The 22,088-nt window shown below is 61.3% G+C and carries 18 protein-coding genes; 10 read left to right on the top strand and 8 right to left on the bottom strand.

Annotated elements, in window-relative coordinates; translation table 11 throughout:
• Positions 1-16: 16 nt before the first annotated feature.
• The 6 genes from H9529_RS08710 to H9529_RS08735 are packed head-to-tail and all read right to left on the bottom strand — an operon-like array spanning position 17 to position 5,777.
• A complete protein-coding gene (locus tag H9529_RS08710; RefSeq protein WP_092891618.1) occupies positions 17-538 on the bottom strand; it encodes an ureidoglycolate lyase in 522 nt (173 codons plus the stop codon).
• Positions 535-1,464 (bottom strand): polysaccharide deacetylase family protein, encoded by a 930-nt coding sequence (locus H9529_RS08715; RefSeq protein WP_092891620.1) that lies wholly within the window; start codon positions 1,462-1,464, stop codon positions 535-537. Before H9529_RS08715 ends, H9529_RS08710 begins: the two co-directional genes overlap by 4 nt.
• A gap of 57 nt (positions 1,465-1,521) precedes the next feature.
• Complete coding sequence (locus H9529_RS08720) at positions 1,522-2,520, bottom strand: succinylglutamate desuccinylase/aspartoacylase family protein (protein WP_092891622.1); 999 nt, start codon at positions 2,518-2,520, stop codon at positions 1,522-1,524.
• The gene (locus H9529_RS08725; protein WP_092891624.1) at positions 2,520-3,011 is read right to left on the bottom strand and encodes a VOC family protein; all 492 of its coding nucleotides are present in this window, start codon (positions 3,009-3,011) and stop codon (positions 2,520-2,522) included. Before H9529_RS08725 ends, H9529_RS08720 begins: the two co-directional genes overlap by 1 nt.
• A gap of 15 nt (positions 3,012-3,026) precedes the next feature.
• Positions 3,027-4,226, bottom strand: a complete 1,200-nt coding sequence (locus tag H9529_RS08730; protein WP_092891626.1) for a pyridoxal phosphate-dependent aminotransferase — start codon at positions 4,224-4,226, stop codon at positions 3,027-3,029.
• Positions 4,227-4,250: 24 nt separating this feature from the next.
• Positions 4,251-5,777 (bottom strand): carboxypeptidase M32, encoded by a 1,527-nt coding sequence (locus tag H9529_RS08735; RefSeq protein WP_092891628.1) that lies wholly within the window; start codon positions 5,775-5,777, stop codon positions 4,251-4,253.
• Between the two features lie 235 nt (positions 5,778-6,012).
• Here H9529_RS08735 and H9529_RS08740 point away from each other — a divergent pair, with 235 nt between their 5' ends.
• From H9529_RS08740 to H9529_RS08785, 10 genes are all read left to right on the top strand, one after another.
• Positions 6,013-6,882: a DUF4438 domain-containing protein gene (locus tag H9529_RS08740; protein WP_092891630.1), complete on the top strand. Its 870-nt coding sequence runs from the start codon at positions 6,013-6,015 to the stop codon at positions 6,880-6,882.
• A gap of 8 nt (positions 6,883-6,890) precedes the next feature.
• Positions 6,891-7,769 carry a DUF4438 domain-containing protein gene (locus H9529_RS08745; RefSeq protein ID WP_092891632.1) on the top strand — a complete coding sequence of 293 codons (879 nt, stop codon included), beginning with the start codon at positions 6,891-6,893 and terminating at the stop codon, positions 7,767-7,769.
• Complete coding sequence (locus H9529_RS08750) at positions 7,766-8,854, top strand: Ldh family oxidoreductase (protein ID WP_092891634.1); 1,089 nt, start codon at positions 7,766-7,768, stop codon at positions 8,852-8,854. The genes H9529_RS08745 and H9529_RS08750 overlap by 4 nt, the downstream gene beginning before the upstream one ends.
• The gene (locus H9529_RS08755) at positions 8,851-10,011 is read left to right on the top strand and encodes a M24 family metallopeptidase (protein WP_092891636.1); all 1,161 of its coding nucleotides are present in this window, start codon (positions 8,851-8,853) and stop codon (positions 10,009-10,011) included. Before H9529_RS08750 ends, H9529_RS08755 begins: the two co-directional genes overlap by 4 nt.
• Before the next feature lie 10 nt (positions 10,012-10,021).
• On the top strand, positions 10,022-11,251 hold the full coding sequence (locus H9529_RS08760; protein ID WP_092891638.1) for an amidohydrolase family protein: 1,230 nt from the start codon (positions 10,022-10,024) through the stop codon (positions 11,249-11,251).
• Positions 11,248-12,438, top strand: a complete 1,191-nt coding sequence (locus H9529_RS08765; RefSeq protein WP_092891640.1) for a pyridoxal phosphate-dependent aminotransferase — start codon at positions 11,248-11,250, stop codon at positions 12,436-12,438. Before H9529_RS08760 ends, H9529_RS08765 begins: the two co-directional genes overlap by 4 nt.
• Positions 12,431-13,891, top strand: coding sequence for a hypothetical protein (locus H9529_RS08770; protein WP_092891642.1), 1,461 nt, complete (start codon positions 12,431-12,433; stop codon positions 13,889-13,891). Before H9529_RS08765 ends, H9529_RS08770 begins: the two co-directional genes overlap by 8 nt.
• Complete coding sequence (locus tag H9529_RS08775; RefSeq protein WP_092891644.1) at positions 13,888-15,276, top strand: dihydroorotase; 1,389 nt, start codon at positions 13,888-13,890, stop codon at positions 15,274-15,276. Before H9529_RS08770 ends, H9529_RS08775 begins: the two co-directional genes overlap by 4 nt.
• A 75-nt stretch (positions 15,277-15,351) precedes the next feature.
• A complete protein-coding gene (locus H9529_RS08780; RefSeq protein WP_092891646.1) occupies positions 15,352-17,223 on the top strand; it encodes an ABC transporter ATP-binding protein in 1,872 nt (623 codons plus the stop codon).
• Positions 17,220-19,115, top strand: coding sequence for an ABC transporter ATP-binding protein (locus H9529_RS08785; protein WP_092891648.1), 1,896 nt, complete (start codon positions 17,220-17,222; stop codon positions 19,113-19,115). The genes H9529_RS08780 and H9529_RS08785 overlap by 4 nt, the downstream gene beginning before the upstream one ends.
• 380 nt (positions 19,116-19,495) lie before the next feature.
• Here the strand turns inward: H9529_RS08785 and H9529_RS08790 are convergent, their stop codons facing one another.
• Together H9529_RS08790 and H9529_RS08795 are read right to left on the bottom strand one after the other, a co-directional pair.
• On the bottom strand, positions 19,496-20,707 hold the full coding sequence (locus H9529_RS08790; RefSeq protein ID WP_190305594.1) for an IS256 family transposase: 1,212 nt from the start codon (positions 20,705-20,707) through the stop codon (positions 19,496-19,498).
• Positions 20,708-21,155: 448 nt separating this feature from the next.
• A complete protein-coding gene (locus H9529_RS08795) occupies positions 21,156-22,088 on the bottom strand; it encodes an ABC transporter permease (protein ID WP_223814105.1) in 933 nt (310 codons plus the stop codon).

Consider the following 22,088-nt stretch of genomic DNA (forward strand, 5'->3'; position numbering starts at 1 on the left):
TTTGATGCTGCAGGGATCAGCAGGTCAGCAGGATCGGGTCGATATCGCGGAATTCATCGTCAGCCTGCGCGCCACCGCGCCACATGGTCACAACAAAATGGCCGTTCCGGCCAATCACCGTGGCACCCAGATGCCAGACGCCCGGCGCATAGATCACACCGGTCGTGCCCGGCAGCTCAAAGGCAATGGCACCGTCAGGATCAGGATCGCCCGCCGGATCTGACGGCATCACCATTACGAGGTAATGCGCCACGTCGAGCGGGATAAAGCATTGCGCCGCATGCGCATGCCTCTCGATCCGGCGCACTTCCAGCGGCAGTTCCGACGCGACTACGTTGTTTACATGGACTACAGCGGCGCTATCGGCAGGCGCGCCGGTGAAGGCATCGCTGTAGAAGGCACGCTCGCCCGGCTGATCTGGCGGCGTGACGAAACTACCGAACGGCGCGAAAGCAGTAGCATCGGCGGACACCAGCCTCAGGCGGCGGACCAAAGGCGCGGCCCGCGATACGGCGCGGCTTTCAATCTTTGCTTTCATGAACTTGCCCCCAGCGGCGGCATCTGCGCGCGCCAGTGGTCAGCGATCTCGGCACGGCGGCACATCCAGACGCCCGGTTTTTCGGCAATGTGATCCATGAACCGCATCAGCCCGGCGATCCGCCCCGGATGCCCGATCACCCTGGCGTGCAGGCCGATCGACATCATCCGAGGCACATCGCGCGCTTCATCCAGCAGCACATCGAACGTGTCGATCAGGAAATCCGCATAATCCCGCGCAGAGAACACGTCGCCAGAGAGGAACTTTGCGTCATTGGTGACCATCGAATAGGGGATCACCAGATGCGGCCCGTGCACCCCTTCGGTCCAGTAGGGCAGATCGTCGTTATAGGCATCGCTGTCATAATCGAACCCGCCGTGAGCCTGAACCAGGCTGCGCGTCGCCTCGGATGCGGAATAGCGGCAATACCAACCGCGCGGCGCACGCCCGACAGTGCGCAAAAGACTCTTGTGAGCCTCGGCGATATGACGCTCTTCGGTTGCCGGATCGATCAGGTAATGCTCAACCCAGCGCCAGCCATGGGCGCAGAGATCCCAGTCAGTCGCGGCGATGGCGGCGGCGATATCAGGACAGCGCTCCAGCGCCTGCGCACTTGCGAAAACCGTCAGCGGTACACCACGCCCAGTAAACAAGCGATGCAAACGCCAGAACCCAACGCGCGCGCCATATTCATACATGCTCTCAGCGGCAAGGTCACGGTGGCCCTCTGGCACACGGCTCGCGCGCACCTCAGTCAGCGCACCCTCAGAACGCCCATCGCCATCACCCACGGAATACTCGGAACCTTCCTCAACATTGAGGACGAAGTTCACCGCCAATCCCGCGCCACCCGGCCAGCGGATCTCGGGCGGACTGGCACCATAGCCCGTCAGATCGCGCGCGCGCCCTTCCCCTGCCGCGCTCACCGGCTGACCGCCTGACGCGGCGTTGCGTTGTGCAAGCCTTTGGTTTTGCAGGACGCCCTAATCACGTGGTCCCTCCACCTTGTTGAAAAAGCAGCACCAGTCGCCCGCATTTACGTTCGGCAAGGCGCGCAGCCCGAAGAACATGCCGTCAGCGGGCGCTTCAAGCACGCCGACCTCATCCCCGAAGATGTCGACGATCCGCGCAATGCGGTCACCTTCCTTCATCATGGTCAGGAATTTCACGCCCTCTTCGGGCAGAAAGATACCCGAGGCAGGTGCGAGCAGCGCCTCTTGCTGGCCTTTGGTCGCATCATCGGGATAGGTCGCTTGACCATCCAGCATGTCGTAGTGGAAGCATATGTTCAGGATCGACTTCGCCAGCTCCTCGCCCACATAGCGGAACCGCTCGGGCGAGGTATAGGACCGTCCGCCCAGTTCGACGGTGATCCCCACCTTCCCCGCGCCGTTCAGGGCCGCCATCGGGCTGCCTGACTTGGTGAAGTTCGACATGATGCAGCCCCAGCCCGCGCCCATCGCCTTTGCCAGTTCCACGCTTTCCGGGCGTTCATCGACGAAGATCGCCTTGTCGAGGAAAGAATGCGCGCCGCCCGAATGGATCGAGATTTCCATATCGGCCACGTCTTTCATCGCCTGCCAATGTGCGTCCGCAAGACGTTCGGTGAAATAGCCGCTGGCTTTGCCCGGATAGAACCGGTTCATGTCATAGGCGAAAGTGTCGAGCGGATTGCCACGTTCTGCGGCCGAAAAAGCCAATGGATTGACGCAGGGCACGAGGACCACCGCGCCGCGCAAGGCGCCCGGGTCGATGCGGGCGCAGGCGAGCATGCAGGCCAGCGGCCCCTCAGGCTCGTCGCCGTGGATCGCCGCGTTGACCCAGAAGGTCGGCCCTGCATGAGCACCGTTGATGACCGTCACGGGGATCGCTACCTGGACACCACCGGCCAGCGCCGGACCGGGGATCACGCCGCGCACGGCCTCGCCCGGTTTCGCAGTCGCTGTGCCAACGGTCAGGCTATCATTCGCTTGCGTTGCCATCAAACTGCCTCCGCCCCGCCCTCTTCCCAGGCCTTGAGCTGATCGGGCGTGTAGACCTGCATGAACTCGATCTCGATGCCGCCCGCGTCATTGTCGAGGAACGCGACCCAGCCTTCGGGGTGCGCATGGCTGCCGGTTTTCTTGCAGGCCTTGCATTCGCGCAGATCGGCGCCCTGTGCCTGCGCATGGGCCAGCGCCGCATCGATGTCGTCGACCTCGTAGCAAATGTGATGCAGCCCTTCTGCGTTCCGCTCCTCGATCCAGGCGTCAAACCGGCCGCCTTTCTCGGTGGACTGGCAAAGCTGGTATTCGATGCCACCAAGGTAGAATAGCGCGACCTTGTTGCCCGATTTTGCGAAATGGGTGATCTCTGTCGTCGCGGGGACATGCAGAAACTTTGCGTAAGCGGCCAGGGCGGCTTCTGCGTCGCGCACGGCGAAGGCCATGTGCTTGATACCCTTGACGTTCGGATTGTCAGATTTGACGGTCATTATTCTGTCCTGTTTTCAGGTTGCGGAAACGCGCATCTCGGCGCGGAAACTTTCAACGACGTCGGCCATTCGCGTCATCGCGGTGCGGATACGATCCACCGGCTGGGTCATTGACATGCGGATGAAATCGTCAGTGTGGTCACCATAGATCGTGCCGGGATACATCATGACCCTGCCCTGTGCCAAAAGCCGCTCGCAGAACTGCCCCGCCGTGATCCCGAGATTCAGGCTCGCCACATTGGCGTAGACGTAGAAGGCCCCCTGCGGCTCGGCATAGCCCATGCCCATCCGGTCCAGCCCTTGGAGGATCGCCGCGCGGCGTCCGTCATAGGTCTGCCGCATCTCCTCCACGCAATCCTGGCTACCGGTCATCGCGGCGAGAGCCGCGTGCTGGCTGACGGCAGCGGTCGAAATGGCGAAAGCATGGTTCACCTCGGACATCGGCGCGATCAGAGCACGCGGCCCGGCAAGGTAGCCAATCCGCCAGCCAGTCATCGCGTAGGCCTTGGAAAAGCCTGACAGCGTGATGGTGCGCTCCTTCATCCCCGGCAGGCTCGCCACCGGCACGACAGTATTGTTGCCAAAGGTGAGGCGGGAATAGATCTCGTCGGAGATCACGATCAGGTCGTGTTTCTGTGCCAGCGCTGCAATCTTGCGCACTTCGTCGGGGGGGGTGACGGTGCCGGTCGGATTGTTGGGATTGATGAGCACAAGGATCTTCGACTTCGGCGTAATCCGCGCTGCGACCATTTCGGCGGTGAGCGTAAAATTCGTCGCCATCGTCATCGGCACCTTGACCACGACCGCCTCCGACATTTCCGCCGCCTGCTGATACGGATTATAGCCTGGGCATGGCACGATGATCTCGTCACCGGGATCAAGCAGCGACAGCGCGATGATGAACATGCCCTGCTGCCCGCCGGGGGTGATCATGATTTCGTCGGTGGCATAGTCGGCACCGCCATAGGTGCGGATATTCTCGGCGATCGCTTCGCGCAAGGGCGCGATACCAAGCGGATGCGTGTAATGCGTGGCACCGTTAGCCAACGCGTCCTGCCCGGCCTTGACGATATGCGCGGGCGTATCGAGGTCCGGGTCGCCACGGCCCAGTTTGATCACGTCGTCGAGGCCCTCGGCGATGTCGAGCATCCGGGTGATGAGCGCCCCGTCCGAGAGCTTGACCCGCTTGGCCAATCGTTTGTCGATGGTCGTCATTTGATCTGTCCTTTCCGCCCGCGCTCAGGCCAGCGCATAGATTTCGGAATATTTCTGCTTGAGATAGGCAAGGTAGGGTGCTGGATCGAGCTTCCGCCCTGTGGCCTGTTCAAGCAGTTCGTCGCGGGAGAAGCGGCGCCCGTGCCGGGCCACATTTTCGCTGAGCCAGTTGCGCAGGGGCGCGTAATCAGCGGCATCGAGACCGGCCTTGATCGCAGGGTCGCCTGCGGTTGCTGTCTCGAACAGTTGTGCAGCCATGATGTTTCCGACGGTGTAATTGCAGAAGGTCCCGATCTGCCCGGATGACCAATGCACATCTTGCAAAACGCCGTGAGCATCGTCCGGCACATCGACGCCCAGCATATCTTTCATCCCGGCATTCCACGCCTCTGGCAGATCGGCGACCGCGAGGCTGCCGTCCACCATCTTCGCCTCAAGCTCGCAGCGCAGCATGACGTGGAAATCATACGTCAGCTCATCGGCCTCGACACGGATCAGGCTGGGAGCGGAAGTGTTGATCGCGCGGTAGAATTCTTCGGGCGTCACGTCATCAAGCAGGCCGGGATGGGCGGCGCGGATATCATCCATGTGGTTGGCCCAGAAAGCACGGCTGCGGCCCACATGATTTTCCCACAGGCGCGACTGGCTCTCATGTGCGCCAAAGCTGACGCCGCCAACGGCATAGAGACTGATGAGATCGGTCGCCAGCGGCGTCCGGGTATAGGCCGGATCGACGTTCTGTTCATACATCCCGTGGCCAGCCTCATGCAACGCGCCGAAGAGCGACATTTGCATGAAATTGCGCGCGACCCGCGTGGTGATGCGCACATCATTGCGGGTGAACGAGATTTCGAACGGATGCACCGTCAGGTCCAGACGCCCACGATCCAGATCGTAGCCAATCTTTTCTGCCATTTTCAGCGCGAAGGCCATCTGTTGGTTCTCGGGATAATCGCGGCGCAAGAATTCCGACCGCGGCTGCTCTGCTTGAGCGATCGCCCGGACGAGCGGCAGCATCCCCTCGCGCAACTGCGCGAACAAAGTGTCGAGACCCTTTTTCGTCATGCCCGGCTCGAACCGGTACATCAGCGCATCATAAGGATGGTCCTCATAGCCGATGGCCTGAGCCATCTCGCGATTGATCTCGACCATCTGCGTCAGAGCACCTTCAAACAGGCCAAAATTGGCGGTGCGGCGCGCCTCGGCCCACACGGCATGCGCCTCAGAGCCAAGCTCGGTCTTGCGACGCAGCAACTCGGCGGGAATACGTTCGTGCCAATCGATGGCTTCTTGCACCTGCGCAACCAACCGCGCCTCCGGACTGTCTGCGGCCTTGCCCGCTACGTCCTTTTCTGCGCCCTCAAGCGCGCGTTTCACCTCGTCCGAGCAGAGCAAATTGCGCGCGGCGACGGTCAGCGTCGACAGTTGCTTGGACCGGCTCGCACTACCGCCGCGCGGCATCATTACCCGCGCATCCCACGACAGGACAGAGCTTGCGTTCAGAAAATCGTTCACGCGGCCCATGACCTCGATCAACCCGGTATAACTCATCTCTGTCTCTCTCCTTCTGCTTCTTCTGCATCGCTGGCGGGGGCGCAGACCGGGTTTTATGATCCGGTGTCCGGCTCTGCGCGCTGGCGCCTTGACTATGGGTACATCTCGTGTATCCCATTCAACAAGCGCAATGTCGACAATATACTGATGGCAAGGAAGACTGCGGGTGTCAAACCAAATCACCGCCCAAGCCCTCGGAAATCGCCTCGACCCAGCACAGGAGCCGCCCAGAATGCAAAGCCCGAAAACCAATGAAACCTCTTTGGTCGAGATGGCCGTCAGCGGCGCGATTACCACGCCTGCCGTGCGACCCGGCCAGTATATTCCCCATCCCGATGGTACCGCCGCCGTGCTGCCAGGCATGTTCGGCATAACCTATAACGTGCGCTGCGGCGACAGAGCCTTCGGCTGGGCAGGTGACCATGTTGAACCCGGTGTCTCGATCGACGACGAGGGCGATTCGGGTCGTCACCATGCGCTGCATTACCTCAACTGCATCGGGAATGAGGCCATGGTCACGAGTGGCCTTGCAGCCGGAGCACGCGGGATCGTCATCGGCGAACATGCCCGCATCCTCGTGCAGTTCGACGAAGACGCTCAGGATCTGATGGCACCGGGTGACCGTATCCAGATCATGACAAAAGGCCAGGGCCTCGCGCTCAGCGATCACCCGGGTGTCGCGCTAAAAAAGATGAGCCCGCGCCTGTTTCACGCGATGGGAATCATGGAAGAGGCGGGCCGCCTGCAGATCAAGGTGGCGATGGAGCTGCCGGTGCGGATCATGGGGTCGGGTGCTGAACTCAACTCCGAATATGTCGATCAGGACCTGATGTCGGGCGACCGCGCGTTGATGGCCGAGCTTGGCATCGACCAGATGCGTCTGGGTGATCTCATCGCGATCCGGCATGCCGATCACCATTGGGGCAGATCCTACCGCAAGGGTGCCGTGTCGATCTGCCTGTGCATCCACGGAGACAGCATCATGACCGGCCACGGCCCTGGCATCCTGACCCTGATGACAGCCCGTGATGGCGAAATCGACTTCACCATCGACCCCGCCGCCAACATCGCGACCCTTCTCGACCTGGGAGCCCAAAAATGAGCCAATCAATGACCATCACCACCAATGCCGCCGATCTCGTATCTGTCTCGATCCTCGGTCAGGTCGCCAATCCGTCGCTCTCGGGCCTGCCCGCTGAACCCTATCGCCTCGATGCCGATGGCCGCGCCTTCCTGTGGCCCACGTTCGGCGGCATCGTCTACAATGTGAGCGTCGGCGACAGCGCTTTTGGCTGGTCCGGAGATTGCATTCATCCGGGGGTGAGCATCTTGCATCCCGATGCCAACAAGAACCGGGGCCTCAACGTTTTCGCCTGCGTCGGCAATACCGCAATGGTGGTCACGGGCGCAGCAAAAGGCGCGACCGGCACCGTCACCGGCAAATCAGGGCGGTTTTCCGATCAGGTGATCGTGCATTTCGATGAAGAGACGCGCCGCAAACTGGCGGTGGATGACCGGATCACATTGCGCAGCGAAGGCGTGGGCCTTTCCGTGGCGGAATGCCCGGATGTCGCGTTCAAATCGCTCTCACCCACGCTGTTCGACAAACTGCCGAAGAAACTCGAAAGCGGCGTACTGAACATCGGTGTCGTCGCCATCGTGCCGCCGCATATGGTGGGTGCGGGCGCAGGCCTGACCTCGGAAGGCGGTTCGCTGCACATGCAATCGACCGACCGCGCGGAACTTGCGGCGCATGGTCTCGACAAGCTGCGGCTTGGCGATGTCATCGCGATTGCCGATACCGACAGCCGCTACAACCACGGCTATCTACGTGGTGCGATGTCGATCGGCATCATCGGCCAGACCGACGGCCCCCGCGCAGGCTACGGCCCGGGCATGACCGTGGTGATGACCGCACCTGCAGGGCAGCTCGGATGCTACGACGCGCAGGGCACCAATATCGCCGATATCCTGGGGCTGCGCGCATGAGCACCCCGATTCCGATGACGAATGTCGACCGCGACCAGTTGCGTGCTTTCGTGACCGAGGGCTTCACCGCGCTTGGCCTCACGGCCGAGGATGCCGGTATCTTTGCCGATGCGCTGGTCTTCTCGGAACTGCGGTTTCACCCTGGTCAGGGGCAGGGGGTGGCCCGCTTGCGCCGCTATCAAGAACGGATCGGGAATGGCGAGGTCAATCCACGCGCGGGCTGGTCTGTCATCAAGGAAGGCCCCGCCCTCGCCCTCGTCGACGCGCATAATGGCATCGGCACCGTGGCTGCGGCCAAAGCGATGCGTCTGGCGATCAGCAAGGCGAAAGAGAACGGCATCGGCACCGTCATCGTGCGAAACTCGACGCATTACGGATCGAGCGCGGTGCATGCCTGCCAGGCGCTCGAGCACGGCTGTGTCGGCATCGCCTATACCAATGCTGGCCCCGAAATGGCCCCCTGGGGCGGGCGCGAAGGTGCCACTGGTACCAACCCCTGGTCCATCGCGGCCCCGTCCGACAAGGGCTTTCCCGTCGTCCTCGATATCGCGCTGACGACCGCAGGCAAGGGCATGATGAAATGGAACGCGCGCGAGGGGCGCAAGATGCCGCTCGACTGGGCACTGACCCCCGACGGCCACGAGACCGACGATCCCAATGCCGCCATGGCGGGCGCGCTTCTGGGGATCGGTGGGCACAAGGGTTATGGCCTTGCTTTCATGACCGAGGCAATGACCGGCGTTCTCTCTGGTGGTGGCTACGGCCTTATGCCATATGCCGACCCCGGTAAGCTCGACGTGTCACATTACTTTCAGGCCATCGACATCTCCTGGTTCATGGACCCTGCTGATTATGCGCGCCGGATGGGTGAGTTCGTCGAAATGTGCAAATCGCGCGCTCTGCGCCCCGGTTTCGGCGAGATCCTCGTGCCGGGCGAACAAGAAGCACGGCGCACGGCGGCTAAATCGGCAGGCGGCGTGCCGATCGACGATGTGGTGCTGGCCGACATGATCGCTCTGGGTCGCGAGCTTGGCCTCAGTACACCGCTCGACGCGCGCGGCCCCTACAGGGGCACCACTTTATGAGCGACCTCGCCCCACTGCCCGCAGCCTTCCACGCCCGCACCCGCGACCGTTTGCGCAAGCGGGCCGCGGCAGCGGGGCTTGACGGGCTTTTGCTGCTGCGCGCGCCGAACCTCGCCTATGCGACCGGGCTGTTCCTCTCAGCCAACGAACGGCCCATGGGCCTCTGGCTGCCGGTTGACGGTGAACCGATCCTGTTGCTGCCCGGCCTCGAACGCGAGAATGCTGACGGCACCGGCATCAGCGACGCACGGTTCTACGATGAGTTCCCCGGGGACGTGCCCCCCGTGCTCTGGATGCTCGACCAGATCGGTCGCCGCGCTGTCGCCATCGACACGCTCGATGCGGCGCTGCTGGATGCCGCACGTGCGCGCCTCACCCGGCTCGATCTTGTCGACCATGCGATGCAGGCCCGCGCGATCAAGGAACCCGAGGAAGTGGCGCTGGCCACCGAGGCTGCAGGCTTCGCCGATCTCTTCCTGCGTCGCCTGTATGAAGCGGCGGGCGACATCATTTCACAGGGCGGGACCGAGGCAGACCTGATGGCCGACGCCATGGGCCATGCACGCGGCGCTCTCTCCGCCAAGCACAAGACCACGTTTGCGGGCACGCCGATGGGCATCACCGCCAGCGTGCATTCCGGCCCACGGGCCGCCCTGCCGCATGGCGCTGTACTTGAACGCAGACCGCGCGCTGGCGAAACACTGATCGCGGGGATTGGGGCCAGCCTTGGCGGCTATCACGCGGAAAGCGGTGTGACCCTGATCGTAGGACAGATATCTGCCGCACAGCGCCGCATCATGCAGGCGATGCAAGCCTGCAATGATGCTGCAATCGCAGCCTGTGCCGCCGGGCACACCTGTTCGCAAGCCAATGACGCCGCGCTAGGCGTACTCCGCACGGCAGGCTTCAGCGACACGATCCGTCACCGGATTGGACATGGCATGGGCCTAGAAGGGCACGAAGCCCCCTGGCTTGCCCAAGGGGATGCGACCCCCATCGTGCCGGGCATGATATTTTCCAGCGAGCCGGGCGTCTACCGCCCTGGTGTCGATGGATATCGCACCATCGACACAATGATCGTGACTGAAACGGGCGTGACCGTGCCCTCCCAATTCCAGACCGAAACACCGATAGACGCGCGCGTCATCACCATTTGAGGAGGCCTCGATGCCAGAACCAGCAGCCTGGAAATATCAGAAGATCACCAAACCTATGTTCCAAAGCGACTCCGTCAATACGGTTTTCTTTGGCCGCGTAATCACATGCGTTGGTGACGAAGTGATCGAAGACGGCTTCGTTCATGTCAAGGACGGCAAGATCGCCGCAGTCGGTCCGCGCGCCGCCGCGCCAGCGGGTATCGACACGCTCGACACCAACGGCAAGACCCTGATGCCCGGCATGATGAACAGCCACGCGCATCTGTCATGGGACGGCATACACGAACTCAGCCAGCAAAGCATGTTCGATTCCCCTGAGATCCGCGCCTACAAGGCCGCCGGAAACATGCTTAAATCCTTGCGCGCCGGCATCACCCTCGTGCGGGATCTTGGCGTGCATGATGCCAACCTCTTCACCAAACAGGCTGTCGCGCAGGGGATATTCCCCGGCCCACGGCTGCTTGTCTCGGGTGAATCGATCATCCAGACTGGTGGACATACATATTGGGTCTGTCGCGAAGCCTCTGGTGCCGACGAAATGCGCCGCGCCGTGCGCGACCAAGTCAAGCGCGGGGCGGATCTTATCAAGATCATGGCCTGCCACGACACGCTCGAATTCACCGATGACGAACTTGCCGCCGTGATCGACGAGGCGCATCGCAACCGCCTGCCGATCACCGCACATGCAACTTATGATACATGTATCGCCCGCGTCGCCGAAGCCGGGGTCGATTGTATCGAACATGGCGGCTCGATGAGTGATGCCACGATCCAGCTTCTGCTCGACCGCAAGCTGCCCATCGTGACGACCTTTTCCGCGCTGGTCATTCAAGCCAATGAAGAGATCGCCCGGGCCTTTGGCATCCCCGAATGGAAGATCGAGGAACGCAAAAAGGCGGTCGCTGACAAGAGCCGCTTCGACGGCTTGGTCCGCGCATCGAAGGCTGGCGTGCCCATCGTCTTTGGCACTGATGCGGGCAGCCCTGCTGTAGAACACGACCGTATCGTGCCCGAGCTTGGCTTCATGGTCGAGGTGGGCGTGTGCCCCGACAATCTTGATGCGCTGCGCGCCATCACTGCGCGCGCCGCTGTGCTGAATGGCATGGGCGACAAACTCGGCACGCTCGAGACTGGAAAGCTCGCCGACATGATCGTCGTTGACGGCAAACCCGATCAGGACCTGAATGCACTCGAAAAGGTTGTGATGACCTTCATCGACGGGAAAAGGATGCACGGATGACCACTTCGCTTTTACTGCAACGTACCGCCCCCCGAATAGTCGAGGAAGACGGTGCCTTTCGCACGAAGATGCTCGGCATCGCCGCTGGTATGGAAAACGTCATCGCGCTGGGGCGCGGTGACCCTGACTTTCACACGCCTGCCGACATCGTCGCCGCCGCGAAACAGGCGCTTGATGACAACCAGCACCATTACACTGGCCCGACCGGACTGCCCGCCCTGCGCGAAGCCATCGCCGCGAACCTGCGCGCTGAATACAATCTGGACTATGGCCCCGACGAAATCGTGGTGACTGCCGGTGTGCAGGAAAGCATCATGCTGTGCATGCTCGGGCTGGTGCAGGAGGGTGACGAGGTGCTGATCACCTCGCCGCGTTTCACAACATATGACACTGCAGTGCATCTGTGCGGTGGCATTCCCGTGCCCGTCCCGACGCATGCGCGCGACGATTTCGCGCTGGACCCCGCTGAGATCGAGGCGCGGATCACACCGCGTACCCGGATGTTCGTGCTCGTCTCGCCCAACAACCCGACAGGTGCCGTCACCCCACCCGATTCGATCCGCAAGATCGCGGAACTGGCGGTGAAGCACGACATTCTTGTCATCGCCGATGAGATTTATGCGAAGCTAATCTATCCGCCGCATGAGCATCTGTCGCTCGCCTCGCTGCCGGGGATGAAAGATCGCACGATCACGCTCAACGGCTTTTCCAAGACCTATGCGATGACCGGCTGGCGCGTCGGCTACTTGGCCGCCCCCGCTGATTTCGTCGAAAAGCTGACCGAGCCGCGCCACACGCTTTCGATCAATACCTGCACCATCTCACAGCACGCGGCGCTCGCCGCGCTGACCGGGCCGCAGGACGATATGGAGCGGATGTACAGCGACTATGCCACGCGCCGCGATTATCTGATGACCGCCCTCAGCGACGCGGGTCTGGGTTTTGGCGCGCCAGGTGGGGCGTTCTACATCTATACCGACATTTCCGCGACTGGCCTGAAGGCCAAAGCCTTCTGCGAGGGGCTGCTGCGTGAAACCGGCGTGATGGTCTTTCCGGGCGACATGTTTGGCGAACCCGACAGCGACTTCATCCGCATCTCCTACCTGCAGCCCCTGCCGCTGATCAAGGAAGCAATGGGCCGGATCAGGGGCTTCATTGACGCCAGAAAGGCACATCCGCATGAGTGATCCGACCAAAACTAAAACCACACCGAACATGACGCCCACCATGGACAACAAGTTCGTCGGCATTCAGGTCAGCCCGATCAGCTTCATCGACGAAGGCGTCGACACCGTGCTTGATACGCTCAAGGACCGCGTTGGCGTCAACGTGCTGATGCTCGGCACCGTTTCCTGGCTCGGCCTCAAGACCGGGCGCAGCATCAGCCACAAACTCGACGGCTGGCCCGATCACGGCGTGCCGGAGCCCTTCACCATGAAAGGCGGCGCCTATTTCGATCCCGACCCGAGGTATTACACAAAGACGCTGATCAAGGATTTCCGCGCCACCGACGCAGAAATGCAAGGCATCGACATCCTTGATCTGGTGGTACCCGCCGCACATGCGCGGGGCATGAAGGTTTATGTCGAGCTGATGGAGCCTTTCTTCAAATATGCCGGTCACGGCTCGGTCAACAATATCGATATCCCGAACCTTGCCACCTGCATGGAAGTCGACGTTTTCGGGCGCCGCAAAGACGAGCCAAGCACTTCAAACCCCGATTATCGCAACTGGATGCATGCGATCATCGAGGATCAGGTCCGAAATCACGATATCGACGGCATCATGTGGTGCAACGAACGCAACTCGCCGATCGACCAGATGATGCAGGGCGAAGCCCCCGGCGATTTCTCTGAACATACCCGCCACGAAGCGCTGGCGCGCGGCATTGATGTGGAAGCGTGCCGCCGTGCCTGCATTGCCATGTATGAGTACATGCAGGCCGCCCGCGCAGGTGAGAGTTTCGACGACGGCGCTTTCGTTACCTTCCTGCGGGTGCTGATGCAAAACCCCGAGGTGCTGATCTGGGAGAAGTTCTGGCTGGAACGGAACAAGGATCTCGACCGCGAACTTTACGGCCTTGTAAAATGGTGCAAGCCGAACTTGCCATTCGGCCTCAACGTCTGGAACCGAAACCATTTCAACATCTTTCGCCGTGCGCAATGGCCGTGGTACGAGCAAACGATGTATGCTGACTGGGTCAAGCCGATCACCTATCAGCATCAGTCAGGCGAGATCTGGAACAAGGAGTTCGGTTTCTTCCAGAAGACAATCCTGCGCGATTTCGACCCCGCAACCGCGATGAAGGTGCTTGACGGTATCCTGAACATTCAGGGTTCTGCGCTGGATAGCGTGGTGCAAGACGGTCTCGACCCTGACACTTACGTGTATAGTCAATGCGCCGACGCAGTGCGCGGGGTGCATGGCAAGGCAAAGGTCTTCATGGGGCTTGGTATCGACGCGCCGCGTGTTCGCGCCGATCAGGCGAAATGCACACCCGACATCGCCTATCGCTCGGTCATGGCAACCTATCGCGCGGGCGGAGACGGCGTGGTGCTGTCTCCAAACTATGCCTCGATGAAGCTGACGAATCTCGACGGCGTGGCAAAGGCGCTGACCGAGTTGGGGTTGAAAGCGTGAGTGCCCTTGACCTGGTCATAGCGGGCGGCGATGTATTGCTACCCGACGGCCTGCACCGTGTCGACATTGGGATCGCGGGCGGCCGGATCGTTGGGCTGCACGCGCCGGGCCATGCGCCCAATGCGACGGAGGTGATCGACGCAACGGGTCAGACAGTTCTGCCCGGCATCGTTGATATCCACTTCCACGTTCGCGCCCCCGCCTATCCTGAGCGCGGCACCGTCGCGTCGGAGACGCGGGCGGCGGCGGCGGGTGGCGTGACGACCCTGTTCGAGATGCCGATATCAAAACCCTGTTGTTCGACACCTGCCGAATTCACCCGCCGCCGTGACCATTTCAGTGAGAATGCAGTTATCGATTTCGCGCTCTATGCCGCCCCAGGGGACCTGACCGAGGCGACGCGCGACGAGATGATCCGCCTCGGCGCCATCGCGTTCAAGATCTTCACTACACCTGCACCCGCAGGCAGGGGGGATGAGTTCGACGGCCTCGCTTTCCCCGACGAGGCCGACCAATTGCGCGCGCTGCGCCTGCTGGCGGGTACCGGGCGGCCTGTCGTCGTTCATGCCGAAAGCGCGTCGTTGCTGGCGCATTTCGCAGCTTTGGCCGCGTCGCTCGACCCTGCAGAGGCCGCCACCCACGGCCTGTCGCGACCTGCCGTCTGCGAATCCGTGGCCGTCGCGAAACTACTTGTGATGAACATGTCAGCACAGGCAAAGCTGCATATCGCCCATGTCACCAGCGCCGAGACCGTCCGCGTGCTGCGCGCCTTTGCAGGTACCTCCGATTTTACCGCCGAAACCTGCCCGCAATATCTGTTCATGACAGAAGAAGACGTCGCCCGCGTCGGTGTGTATGGCAAGGTCAATCCGCCGATCCGCCATCAATCCGATCAAGATGCGCTCTGGCAGGCCATCGCGGACGGGGTTATAAACTATGTCACCACTGATCATGCGCCCTTTTCGCGCGCCGAGAAAGAAGCCTCCGAAGGCGACTTCCCGAACGCCCCGCCGGGCGTACCCGGGATCGAATTCATGTTGCCCGCGATGCTCGATGCCGTCGCCGGGGGCCGACTAACGCTGAAACGCGCGCATGAGCTTATCTGTTCCAACGGGGCAAAGCGCTACGGCCTTTATCCACAGAAGGGCGCAATTCTGCCGGGCAGCGAAGCAGACCTTGTCTTTGTCGACCTGCTGGGCGAAACCGTTATGGCGGCCTCGACTCTGAAAACACATGCGCGCGAGGTAGCGCATCTTTTGGAGGGCCGTCGTTTGCGCGGCTGCGTCACGCGGACGATATTGCACGGCAAGACGGTATACCATCAAGGAGAGGTGACCGGACAGGGCGGTCAGGGGGCTTTCGTGCTCCCCCTGCCCTCAGAATGAAACCGCGACAAAGAGGTTAGCCCACGACGCATCCGTCGGGCGCCTCCGGTCGCGGAGAGGGATAGGAGACCCCCGATGGCGATGGCAGAAACGCCCCCCGACGAGATCATGCGCGCAGCCGATACAGCCGGATGGAAAGCCGGTATGCGCACGATCTGGCGCGTCACTGCGCTCTCGCTGCGTTCTCCATGGATGGTGGCGATAGCACTAATTTCGACCCTCATCGCCGCCGTTCTTCAACTGCTGATCCCTGTCCTGCTGGGCCGCGCCGTTGACCAGACGCAGCGCCTTATCACAGATCCGGCAGGACAGGACGCCACTGCAGCGCTGTGGACCACAGCGCTACTCGTGCTCGCAGTTTCGGTCGGGCGCGGCGTGTTCACCACCTTCCAGAACTACTATTCTGAAAGCGTTGGCCACCGCGTTGGCTATGCGCTCCGGCTTGCTTATTACGAAAAGATCCAGCGTCTCAGCTTTGGCTTTCACGACCGCGTTCACTCCGGCGATCTTATCACGCTTGGCATGCTCGATCTCGAAGGTGTGCGGATGTTCTTCTCCACCGGCCTCGTGCGGATCGTCCTGCTCAGTATCCTGATCGGAATCGGCGGTTACATGCTGCTCACGACCGACGTAATTCTCGGCCTGCTCGCGCTCAGCTTCGTTCCGTTCGTGGCGTGGCGCAGTTCCGTATCGCAACTAAAACTGCGTGGCACGTGGCTCGAACTGCAGAACCGCCTGTCGGTGCTAAGCCGTGTGATGGAAGAGAACCTTGCGGGTATTCGCGTCGTCCGGGCCTTTGCCGCTCGTCCGCATGAGATGGGCAAGTTCGACGCCGCCTCGACCCGCGCGCTGGATCTGGCGCATGAGCGTGTGGATATCCGCGTGCGCAACACCAGCGCGATGACTCTTTCGTTCTTCGCCGCGATGGGCCTCGTGCTTTGGGTCGGCAGCGGCAAGGTCGTTGCGGGCGAGATCACGGTTGGCACGCTCACAGCCTTCCTGACCTTCATGACGATCTTGCAGATGCCCGTGCGCCAACTCGGGATGCTCGTCAATTCCTTCGCTCGCACAGCAACCTGTGGCGAACGCATTTTCGCACTGCTCGACCTGGACCTAGCCATAACTGACAAACCCGATGCCGCACCGCTTGCCGTGACCGATGGTGTCCTGCGCTTCGAGGATGTAAGCTTCACCTATCCGACATCCCGGACGTCCACGATAGGTGGGCTGAGTTTTACCGCGCGTATGGGCGAAACCATCGGCCTGATCGGTCCGCCGGGCAGCGGCAAGTCAACGATCGCTCATCTCATCCCCCGGTTCTACGATGTGACAGCGGGGCGCATCACCATCGACGGGCAGGACATTCGCGATGTCACCCTTGCGTCGCTGCGCCATGCGGTCGTGGTCGTCCAGCAAGATGCCTTCCTATTCACGACGAGCCTTGAAAACAACATCGCCTATGGCGACCCTTGGGCCCAGCCACAGCAGATCGCAGATGCCAGTGCTTCGGCGCAACTCGCGCAGTTCATTGCGACCCTGCCCGCAGGATACGAAACCGTCGTGGGCGAACGCGGGACATCGCTTTCGGGCGGGCAACGGCAACGGATGACTATTGCACGGACCCTTATGCTGCGCCCCAGCGTCCTGATCTTCGATGACAGCACGGCCGCAGTTGATGCCGGCACCGAGCAACGCATCCGCGCCACGATCCAGGCCCGTGCCGCCGAACGGGTGACGATCATCGTGGCGCATCGCCTCAATTCGCTGATGCATGCCGACCGTATCCTCTTCCTCGAAGAGGGCCGGATCATCGAGCAGGGCAGCCACGAGGAACTTCTGGCGCAGAACGGGCGCTATGCCGCGCTGCACCGGCTACAGATGCGTCCTGACGAAATAAAGACAGCGTCTGGCACAACAGACAAGACCTCCGGAGAGGGCCAACCATGAGCGAGGAACTCGAAGTCGAGCGCGGCGACATCCGCGACAACGGACGCCGCCCGCCCCGCGCTGTCGTTGGTTCGCACCGGATCGAGGAAGAGATTTTCGGCCGCGTCTTCGACGGTCGCATCATCGGGCGGATCTCGGCCTTCGTACGGCCCTATCGCCGCGAGCTTTTCATCTCTATCGCTGCCGTGCTCGTCTTCACTGGTACGCAGCTCGCCATCCCGCTCATCATCCGGCACGCGATTGACGAAGGTATCGTCGGCGGCGATGCAAGCCTCGCCACCCTGCGCTGGACGATGGTGGTCTTCGCGCTGACCATCGCGCTCAACTTTGCCGCTTCCTGGGTGCAAGAAAGCGTTGTCGGCAAGGCCGCCGAGAACGTTCTTTTCGACATCCGGACCGCCATGTTCGGCCATCTGCAGGATGTCTCGCTGAGCTTCATGGACAAGACCGAGGTGGGCCGTCTGATGTCGCGGCTGCAGGGTGACGTGAACGCGATGCAGGAGTTTCTTGAAACTTCCGTCCTCTCTGTCGGCGACGTGGTACTGCTGTTCGGGATCATCGTCTCGATGCTTTGGCTTGACTGGCAACTCGGTCTGCTTACGCTCTGCGTCCTGCCGGTGTTGTTCATCGTGCGGGTGATCTGGCTGCCGCGCGCGCGCGCAGCATTCATGTCAGCGCATATCGCCAATTCGGTCACCAACGGGGCGCTTGCAGAAGCGATCCACGGCGTGCGCACCGTGCAAGGCATGGACCGCCAGCCGGTCAACTTCGCGCTTTATGATGACAAGGCGATGGCGACCCTGCGCGCGCACAGCACCGCGTCGAAATACGCGCAGGTGATGGTGCCTCTTGTCGACAGCCTCACCGGCATCGCGATGGCTGTGGTCGTGGTGATCGGCGGTGCGATGGTCGTGGACGCGCAGATCGAGGTTGGCGTGATGGTCGCCTTTCTATTCTACATTCAGCGGTTCTTCGATCCGATCCGTTCGCTGACGATGCAATATTCGGTCATGCAGCGCGCGATGGCGTCTGGGCAGCGTCTTATCGACGTTCTCGATGTGCCGGTAGAGATCACCGACGCCCCCGGTGCGGTGGACCTGTCGCGCGATACGGATGGTGCCGTGGAGTTTCGCGATGTTACCTTCGGCTACGATGCCTCGCGCCCAGTGTTGCGCGACGTCAGCTTCAAGGTCAACCCCGGGGAAACGGTAGCACTTGTCGGGCCGACAGGCTCGGGAAAATCGAGCGCCATGGCGCTGCTAAAGCGGTTCTACGACGTGCAGGGCGGCCAAGTCATCGTCGGCGGGCACGACGTCCGCGATCTAAGCCGCGCCTCGCTTGGACGTGAGATCGCGATGGTCCTGCAGGAGCCGTACCTGTTCAGCGGCACGTTGATGGAAAATATTCGCTACAACAAGACCGACGCTACGACCGACGAAGTGATTGCAGCCGCCCGCGCAGTTGGTGCGCATGATTTCATCATGGACCTGCCTGGCGGCTACGAGACGATGATGGGTGAACGCGGCGGCGCGCTGTCGCTCGGGCAGCGGCAACTCGTCAGCTTCGCCCGCGCCCTTGTCGCCGACGCCCGCATCCTCGTGCTCGACGAGGCGACGGCCAGCATCGACAGCTATACCGAGATGCTGATCCAGAAAGCGTTGAAGATCTTGCTGCACGGACGCACCGGCCTGGTGATCGCCCATCGCCTTGCCACGATCCGCGATGCAGACCGGATCATCGTGCTGCGCGAAGGCGCCGTGCTCGAACAGGGCAACCACGATGCGCTAATGGCGCATGGCGGCCTTTATGCGCAACTATACAGCGTGAACTACGCGTCTTTCGACGACCTGCCTGATGGCACGACACGACTGGCCGACGCGCAAAGCTCTTGAGGGTGTGCGGGGACATTGCATGGTGTGTTGAAATGCGGAGCCAAGCTTTGGGTGTAGACAGCTCCCGTATGCGACTCTTTCAGAGGAACGCGTGGCTTCGACTGGCAACAGGTGTCGGATATAAGAACGAACTGGTGCTTGGCGCGCCATGTTGAGCGCAAATTTTCATCGGCGTCTTTTGCGATTTTCTCTTTATTCTTGTCGGCGTGTCATGAAAGTTTCCCAACTCCCAGGCTCTAGTTTACGACCTTCACTGGAAGGTTTGGGTTAAAGGCCGCTGCGCGCATCTCTTTTAACGCTATTTTGCGTTGGGGGGTGATCTTGCGGGAGTGTCATGAACTCTGTGTATCTGGCCCGGTCCATGCGGGTTTCAGATACAGTCACGCGTTGAAGCGTTCGTCGAACATGATAGCGAATTGGTTTCGGGCCGCAAACCATTCCCGGACATTCCGCCCACCTTTCTCGAAATTGCGGATCGCCAGATAGATCAGCTTGGTCGCAGCCTCCTCGGTCGGGAACGAACCACGGGTCTTGATCGATTTGCGGATCACACGGTTCAGGCTTTCGATGGCGTTCGTGGTGTAGATGATCTTGCGGATCGCCGGATCGAAGGCAAAGAACGGGATCACCTCCTGCCATGCCCGCCGCCATGCCGGAGCGATGGAGGCGTATTTCTCGGCCCATTTTTCCTCGAAAGCATCCAGTTCGGCGGCAGCCTGATCGGCGGTTGGAGCGCCGTAAATCAGGCGCAGATCGGCGGCGACTGCCTTGCGATCCTTCCAGGCGCAGAAATTCAGGGAATGGCGCACCAGATGAACGATGCACGTCTGGACTGTGGCATCGGGAAAGGCGGCGGTGATCGCTTCCGGGAAGCCTTTGAGGCCATCCACGACGGCAATCAGGATATCCTGGACACCCCGGTTCTTGAGTTCGTTCATCACCGACAGCCAGAATTTGGCCCCTTCGTTCTCGGCAATCCACAGGCCCAGAACCTCGCGAACACCGTCCCGTGAGACGCCCAGGGCAACATACACGGCCTTGTTCTTCACCATGCGGCTATCAGCATCGCGGATCTTCACCCGGAGCGCGTCGAAAATGACGATGGATACATTCGGTCCAGCGCCGGACTGCCATTCCCGGACCTCGTCCAGCACGGCGTCGGTGACGCGGCTGATCAGGTCAGGCGAGACCTGAAGGCCATAGACGTCCTCGAGATGGGCGCGGATATCACGCACCGTCAGACCGGCGGCGTAGAGCCCGATGATCTTGTCGTCCATCCCATCGATCCGGGTCTGGCCCTTCTTCACCAGTTCAGGCTCGAAGCTGCCGTCCCGGTCACGCGGCACGGCAATCGGCAGTTCGCCGTCTTGGCCTTTTAGTCTCTTGGCGGATGAGCCGTTGCGGCGGTTAACCTGATCGGGCGGCGCCTCCTTGCCGTCCTCATAGCCCAGGTGCGCGGTCAGTTCGGCGCCCAGCATCCGCTCCATCAGCTTGATCTTCAGCTCTTTCATCAAGCCGTTATTGCCAAGCAAATCTTCAGGCCGCTCGCAGCCCTTCAGAAGTTCGTCCAGCAGTTCCTTGGAAATCGTCATCGTCCTTGCTCCTCTCAGGAAGCATGGACCAGATCCCAGTTACACAGAAGATCGGACACTCTCGATCTTGCTGGCACTCCCTTCTTGCAAGCGTGAATTTCGGCGTGCGCTCGACCCGAACGGTAGCACATGTCAGTCCTGTGGCGCCGCAGACTATACCGAGCTCTTTTGCCAAGGGTTGAAATCATGCCGCCCAGGCGATGGAGCCGCGTTTCTTTCGGGGCCGCACTACCGAGCACACAGTCGCTGACAAATTGCTGTGCCTTTACCTAGGTCGAATGCGACGACGGCAGGCCAATACACCGGCAAGCAGGGTAGAAGACGTTTATTCGCGGTAGTGGTGCGACAGGCGAAAAGATCGTTGATCTATACCTCCGCATCAATCGTGTTGGTCGGCAAACTGACGACGGACCAATCACAAACACATCCGATAGTAGCCTATGCTTCCTCAACCATTTTCCTTCAGCCTCGGGTCGAGGAAATCGCGCAGCCAATCGCCGATGATGTTGAAGGCCAGCACCGTCAACACGATCGCGAGGCCAGGGAAGACCGCCATCCACCACTTGTTCGACAGCAGGTGGTCTCGGCTTTCCGAAAGCATGCTGCCCCATGTCGGAACCGAAGGTGGCACGCCGAGACCGAGGAAGGAAAGTGCAGCCTCTGACAGGATCACGCCCGCGACGTTAAACGAGGCAATGACCGTCAACGGGGCAACGAGGTTCGGCAGGATTGTCCGAAACAGAATCGAGAACGTGCTGTCGCCCATTGCGCGCGCAGCCTCAACGAATTCCTTTTCTCGCAGCGAAAGCGTTTGCGCCCGCACGATCCGCGCATACGTGATCCACTGCCCAATCCCCAGCACAAGGATGATGTTCACCAGCCCCGGCCCGAGCACCACGAGGAACATGATCGCCAGCAGGATGAAAGGGAAGGCTAGCTGGATATCACCCAGCCGCATGATCACATCGTCGATCCAGCCACCAAAATAGCCTGAAACGAGACCCGCCACCGTGCCGAGCGTCCCGCCAACCGCGATGGCCGCTACCCCAACGAGAAGCGAGACCCGCGCCCCGTAGAGCAGCCGCGAGAAAACGTCACGGCCAAGCTGGTCAGAGCCGAGCCAATAGGTCATGCCACCCGCACCCGGAGCTGCGGGTTCAAGCAGGCGCATCATGATGTTCTGTCGGTTGGGGTCGAACGGCGCAAGCGCCGGTCCGAAGATCGCGATGAAGGTCACGACCAACAAGATGACCATGCCCAGAAGCGCCCAGCGGCTTGTCGCAAGGCTCTGGAACGCACGCCGCAACTCGCGCCGCCGATAGGACACGATCGGCGGTGCGATCGAATTGGCCGCGTTGGCCCTGGTATTGGTCTCGCTCAT

It is taken from the genome of Roseicitreum antarcticum (genome assembly GCF_014681765.1).
Lineage (GTDB): Bacteria > Pseudomonadota > Alphaproteobacteria > Rhodobacterales > Rhodobacteraceae > Roseicitreum > Roseicitreum antarcticum.

What these genes read in the sequence shown, in the direction of transcription:
- H9529_RS08710 (WP_092891618.1), bottom strand. Translation starts at nt 538, where the DNA reads ATGAAAGCAAAGATTGAAAGCCGCGCCGTATCGCGGGCCGCGCCTTTG.
- H9529_RS08720 (WP_092891622.1), bottom strand. Translation starts at nt 2,520, where the DNA reads ATGGCAACGCAAGCGAATGATAGCCTGACCGTTGGCACAGCGACTGCG.
- H9529_RS08725 (WP_092891624.1), bottom strand. Translation starts at nt 3,011, where the DNA reads ATGACCGTCAAATCTGACAATCCGAACGTCAAGGGTATCAAGCACATG.
- H9529_RS08730 (WP_092891626.1), bottom strand. Translation starts at nt 4,226, where the DNA reads ATGACGACCATCGACAAACGATTGGCCAAGCGGGTCAAGCTCTCGGAC.
- H9529_RS08735 (WP_092891628.1), bottom strand. Translation starts at nt 5,777, where the DNA reads ATGAGTTATACCGGGTTGATCGAGGTCATGGGCCGCGTGAACGATTTT.
- H9529_RS08740 (WP_092891630.1), top strand. Translation starts at nt 6,013, where the DNA reads ATGCAAAGCCCGAAAACCAATGAAACCTCTTTGGTCGAGATGGCCGTC.
- H9529_RS08745 (WP_092891632.1), top strand. Translation starts at nt 6,891, where the DNA reads ATGACCATCACCACCAATGCCGCCGATCTCGTATCTGTCTCGATCCTC.
- H9529_RS08750 (WP_092891634.1), top strand. Translation starts at nt 7,766, where the DNA reads ATGAGCACCCCGATTCCGATGACGAATGTCGACCGCGACCAGTTGCGT.
- H9529_RS08755 (WP_092891636.1), top strand. Translation starts at nt 8,851, where the DNA reads ATGAGCGACCTCGCCCCACTGCCCGCAGCCTTCCACGCCCGCACCCGC.
- H9529_RS08760 (WP_092891638.1), top strand. Translation starts at nt 10,022, where the DNA reads ATGCCAGAACCAGCAGCCTGGAAATATCAGAAGATCACCAAACCTATG.
- H9529_RS08765 (WP_092891640.1), top strand. Translation starts at nt 11,248, where the DNA reads ATGACCACTTCGCTTTTACTGCAACGTACCGCCCCCCGAATAGTCGAG.
- H9529_RS08770 (WP_092891642.1), top strand. Translation starts at nt 12,431, where the DNA reads ATGAGTGATCCGACCAAAACTAAAACCACACCGAACATGACGCCCACC.
- H9529_RS08780 (WP_092891646.1), top strand. Translation starts at nt 15,352, where the DNA reads ATGGCGATGGCAGAAACGCCCCCCGACGAGATCATGCGCGCAGCCGAT.
- H9529_RS08785 (WP_092891648.1), top strand. Translation starts at nt 17,220, where the DNA reads ATGAGCGAGGAACTCGAAGTCGAGCGCGGCGACATCCGCGACAACGGA.
- H9529_RS08790 (WP_190305594.1), bottom strand. Translation starts at nt 20,707, where the DNA reads ATGACGATTTCCAAGGAACTGCTGGACGAACTTCTGAAGGGCTGCGAG.
- H9529_RS08795 (WP_223814105.1), bottom strand. Translation starts at nt 22,088, where the DNA reads ATGAGCGAGACCAATACCAGGGCCAACGCGGCCAATTCGATCGCACCG.